This window comes from Brevundimonas sp., assembly GCF_016463485.1.
Lineage (GTDB): Bacteria > Pseudomonadota > Alphaproteobacteria > Caulobacterales > Caulobacteraceae > Brevundimonas.
Genome location: NZ_JAEMRD010000205.1, coordinates 1 through 4,215 on the forward strand (window position 1 = coordinate 1; position 4,215 = coordinate 4,215).

Genomic DNA, 4,215 nt, shown 5'->3' on the forward strand with positions numbered 1-4,215 from the left:
CCAACTCCGCCGCCCTGGCCGCGATCTCGCAGAACATCGCGAACGTGAACACCGTGGGCTACAAGCGCACGGCCTCGGAGTTCTCGACCGTCGTCAACTCCCAGACGCGCGGCACCGGCTATTCGGCCGGCGGCGTCCTGGCCAACACCCGCAACTTCATCAGCCAGGCCGGTCAGCTCCAGCGAACGACCGAGTCGACGGACCTGGGCATCTCGGGCCAGGGCTTCTTCGTCACGACCGAACGCGCCGAGGGCATCGACGCCGGTGATGCGCGCCTGTTCACCCGGGCCGGTGCCTTCCGGGTCGACAACTTCGGATACCTGAAGAACACCGCCGGCCTCTATCTGCAGGGCTGGCCGGTCGACTCCGAGGGCGTCATCCTCACCGACCCCTCTGACCTCGGCAAGCTGAAGGCGATCAACGTCGGCTCGGTCGGCGGCACGGCCGAGGCCACGACCCGCGCCCAGTTGAACGCCAACCTGAAGTCCAGCCAGGCCGTCTCGGCCGAGGCCACCGCCGCCGCCGCCTTTGCTGCCAACCCGGCCGATCCTGCCGCAGCCGGTCGCTATGACCCGACCACCAACTCCATGGCGCAATATGATCCCGAGACCGGCGCGGGCGTGAAGCCCGACTTCGAACTCACCGTCCCGGTGTCGGACTCCAAGGGGGGCCAACGCACCGTCGCCATCTCCTTCCTGAAAAGCGCGACCCCGAACCAGTGGTACGCCGAGATTCGTGCCGTGCCGGCCAGCGACGTCATCACCGGTGCCCCCCTGAGCGACGGCCAGCTCAAGACAGGCCTGGTCGCCTTCACCCAGGACGGCCGCCTGGACGTCGACGCCATGACCGCCCTCGGCGCGGCCGCCCTGTTCCCCGATGTCACCACCGCCTCCCTGACCTTCGGTGCCTCGAACAACGCCGCTCCCGGCGCGGGCGAGGTCAAATGGGCGGACGGACTGGGCATCGACGACCAGGTCGTGACCTTCGATCTCAACGCCTCGGCCGGCGGTCTCAGCCAGTACGACTCGGACTCGGTGGTCCAGGCCGTCATCACGAACGGCACCGCCTTCGGCAACCTGTCGAACATCGAGATCGACGAGAGCGGCTTCGTCACCGCCATCTTCGACAACGGCGTGACCCGCAAGATCGCCCAGGTCGCCCTGGCCACCTTCCCTAGCCCCGACAGCCTGACCGCCGCCAACTCCAACGCATTCCGGGTCAGCCAGGGCTCGGGCACCTACAACCTCAAGGCCCCCGGCACCGGCGGTGCCGGCCTGGTCGGCGCGTCACAGCTCGAGGCCTCGACCGTCGACCTGTCGGCCGAATTCACCGGCCTGATTACCACTCAGCGCGCCTATTCGGCGTCGTCCAAGATCATCACCACGGCCGACGAGATGCTGGCCGAACTGATCAGCATCAAACGCTGATCGCCCGGTAAGTAATCGTTAGTCTCAATGAATCGTCGCTTTAATACTGTCGTTCGACGTCGTCTGGAGGGTCTGGATTTTATCCTTTCCTTCACCACGACGCTTAAACGGCCTTTAGGTGCGACTGGGTACATTGACCGTCACGAATGTGGTGGTGAATGAGGCAAAAGCCCATGTTGCAAGAGCGACGCCTGAACGGAAAAGGCGAACAATACGTGGTTGGACCGACCGGCACCCCGCTGACTCTGCGGGACCTTCCCCCACCCAATACCGACCGATGGGTCATCCGCCGCAAGGCCGAGGTGGTCGCCGCCGTACGCGGCGGTCTCCTCAGCCTCGAGGACGCGCTGAGCCAGTACCGGCTGACGGCCGAGGAGTTCATCGCCTGGCAGAAGGCGATCGACAAATGGGGCATGCAGGGCCTGCGCACCACGCGCATCCAGAGCTACCGCTCCTAAGCCTCTGCCCTATGACATCTGCATACGGCCGCGCCCCGCAAAGGGCGCGGCCGTTGTCGTTTGAGAGCTTTCGGCATATTCTCGCCGCATGGCCAACCTGACCGTCACCCTGCCTGATCCAATGATCGAGTATATCGACGGCCTCGTGCGACCGGACGGATTCCAGGACCGGAACGCGGTCTTTGAAGCCCTGATCACGGACTGGCAGGAGCGGTTGGACGCCCTCAATACCGAGATCAAGGTCGGGCTCGACGAATTTGAACGCGGCGAGTTCATTCGAGTCGATGACCTTGAGGCCTGGGGCGAAACGCTCGGCCTGGACGATTGATGAGCCGGACAGTCGATGTCGCGCCGCAAGCAAGGCGAGATATCATCGACATTGCCAGAACCAGCAGAACGACCTTTGGCGACGAGGCTGCGGTTGGTTACCGTAACCTCATCATCGCCGGGATCGCCAGCCTGGCAGAGGAACCGGCTAAGCGAGCCGCCAAAACTCACGAAGACGTTCTCGGCGGAGCATGGACATATCATCTGCGTTTTTTCCGCCAATTGCCCCCTCGAGTTCGGCCGCCGCGGCACCTGATCGTCTACACATATGACGACGAGTTTCTGCGGGTCATACGCGTCCTCCATGACGCCATGGATCTGCCTCACCAGGCCACAAAGCCCTGACGCCTCGAAATCGCGCGGCTTTGCGCCTATATGGCCGCGATGACCCCCGCCGCCGACATCCTGGCCGAGCCCTTCTGCCCCCTGCCCGACATCGCCGTCCCCGACATGGATGCAGCGGTCGAGGCCGCGCGCGCGGCGGTCGGACTGCCGGTCGGATCGCGCATCGTGGCGGCCATGTCGGGCGGGGTGGACTCCACCGTGGTCGCGGCCCTGCTGCACAAGGCGGGCTACGATGTCGTCGGTGTCACGCTGCAACTCTATGACCACGGCGCGGCCCTGAAGAAGAAGGGGGCCTGCTGCGCGGGTCAGGACATCCACGACGCCCGCCTGGCCGCCGAGACCCTGGGCATCCCCCACTATGTCCTCGACTACGAGAGCCGGTTCCGCGATGCCGTGATCGATCAGTTCGCCGATGCCTATCTGGCGGGCCGGACGCCCGTGCCCTGCATCCGCTGCAACCAGACGGTCAAGTTCCGCGACCTGCTCGACGTCGCCCGCGATCTCGGCGCCGCCGCCATGGCGACGGGCCACTATGTCGGACGCGCTGTCGTCGCCGACGGCCGGGTCCAGATGCGCAAGGCTATCGATCCGTCGCGCGACCAGTCCTATTTCCTGTTCGCCACCACGCGAGACCAGCTGGACTATCTGCGCTTCCCCCTTGCCGGTCTGGAAAAGCCCGCCGTGCGCGGCGTCGCGGCCGAACTGGGCCTGAAGATCGCGGCCAAGCCGGACAGCCAGGACATCTGTTTCGTCCCCAACGGCGACTATCGCACCCTGATCGACAGGTTGCGGCCGCAGGGGCGCGAGGCCGGCGAGATCGTCCACATGGACGGCCGCGTTCTGGGCAGTCACGCCGGCATCACCGACTACACCATCGGCCAGCGCCGGGGCCTGAACGTCGCGGTCGGAGAGCCCCTGTTCGTCACCCGGCTGGAACCCGAGCATCGCCGCGTCGTGGTCGGCCCGCGCGAGGCCCTGCTGACCGCTGCCCTGACCCTGGACGAGACCAACTGGCTCGGCGACGAGGCGTCGATTGAGGCCGCAGCCGCCGCCGACGCTCCCGTTCTGGCCCGCGTTCGCTCGACCCGGCCGCCCTCCCCCGCCCGCCTGACCCTGTCGGACGGTGTCGTCGGCGTCGCCTTCGACACCGGCGAAGAAGGCGTCGCGCCCGGCCAGGCCTGCGCCCTCTATGATCCGGCCGACCCCGACCGCCTGCTGGGCGGCGGCTTCATCGCGACCACCACGTCAGTCGCCTGATGCTCGCACGTCAGTCGGCGTTGCGATCAATACTCAATGCCGGACGGTAGACTGTAGCGAACACTGCAACTCATTCTCGCCTCGACTGATAAAAACTCGCAAGACCCCACGGCCCGATTTCCTGTGCTACACGATGCCATCCAGCGGAATCGCCTCCTCGATCCGCCGACCCGAGACGAAGGACCATGGCCATGAAGGGCGATCCCGCGATCATCCGCCTGCTCAACACGGTGCTCACCAATGAGCTGACGGCCGTGAACCAGTATTTCCTGCACGCCCGGATGTTCGAGAGCTGGGGCCTGAAACACCTCGGCAACATCATCTACGAAGAGTCGATCGGCGAGATGAAGCACGCCGACATGCTGATCAAGCGCGTGCTGTTCCTCGACGGCCTGCCCAAC

At 65.6% G+C, this 4,215-nt stretch carries 6 protein-coding genes; all 6 read left to right on the top strand.

Features of this window, described 5'->3' with window-relative positions:
* Positions 1-1,427, top strand: a 1,427-nt coding sequence (gene flgE / locus JHC99_RS17725) for a flagellar hook protein FlgE (protein ID WP_292155991.1), incomplete at its 5' end; no start/stop codon positions are given.
* Positions 1,428-1,600: 173 nt separating this feature from the next.
* Entirely contained in the window at positions 1,601-1,885 is a 285-nt protein-coding gene (locus JHC99_RS17730; RefSeq protein ID WP_271144668.1) for a DUF1153 domain-containing protein, read from the top strand.
* An 88-nt stretch (positions 1,886-1,973) separates the two neighbouring features.
* Entirely contained in the window at positions 1,974-2,213 is a 240-nt protein-coding gene (locus tag JHC99_RS17735; protein ID WP_292155993.1) for a hypothetical protein, read from the top strand.
* Complete coding sequence (locus JHC99_RS17740) at positions 2,213-2,557, top strand: type II toxin-antitoxin system RelE/ParE family toxin (protein WP_292155995.1); 345 nt, start codon at positions 2,213-2,215, stop codon at positions 2,555-2,557. The genes JHC99_RS17735 and JHC99_RS17740 overlap by 1 nt, the downstream gene beginning before the upstream one ends.
* Positions 2,558-2,587: 30 nt before the next feature.
* The gene (gene mnmA, locus JHC99_RS17745) at positions 2,588-3,814 is read left to right on the top strand and encodes a tRNA 2-thiouridine(34) synthase MnmA (protein WP_292155996.1); all 1,227 of its coding nucleotides are present in this window, start codon (positions 2,588-2,590) and stop codon (positions 3,812-3,814) included.
* A 191-nt stretch (positions 3,815-4,005) separates the two neighbouring features.
* Positions 4,006-4,215, top strand: a 210-nt coding sequence (locus JHC99_RS17750; RefSeq protein ID WP_292155997.1) for a ferritin-like domain-containing protein, incomplete at its 3' end; no start/stop codon positions are given.

What these genes read in the sequence shown, in the direction of transcription:
- JHC99_RS17740 (WP_292155995.1), top strand. Translation starts at nt 2,213, where the DNA reads ATGAGCCGGACAGTCGATGTCGCGCCGCAAGCAAGGCGAGATATCATC.
- JHC99_RS17730 (WP_271144668.1), top strand. Translation starts at nt 1,601, where the DNA reads ATGTTGCAAGAGCGACGCCTGAACGGAAAAGGCGAACAATACGTGGTT.
- JHC99_RS17735 (WP_292155993.1), top strand. Translation starts at nt 1,974, where the DNA reads ATGGCCAACCTGACCGTCACCCTGCCTGATCCAATGATCGAGTATATC.
- mnmA (WP_292155996.1), top strand. Translation starts at nt 2,588, where the DNA reads ATGGCCGCGATGACCCCCGCCGCCGACATCCTGGCCGAGCCCTTCTGC.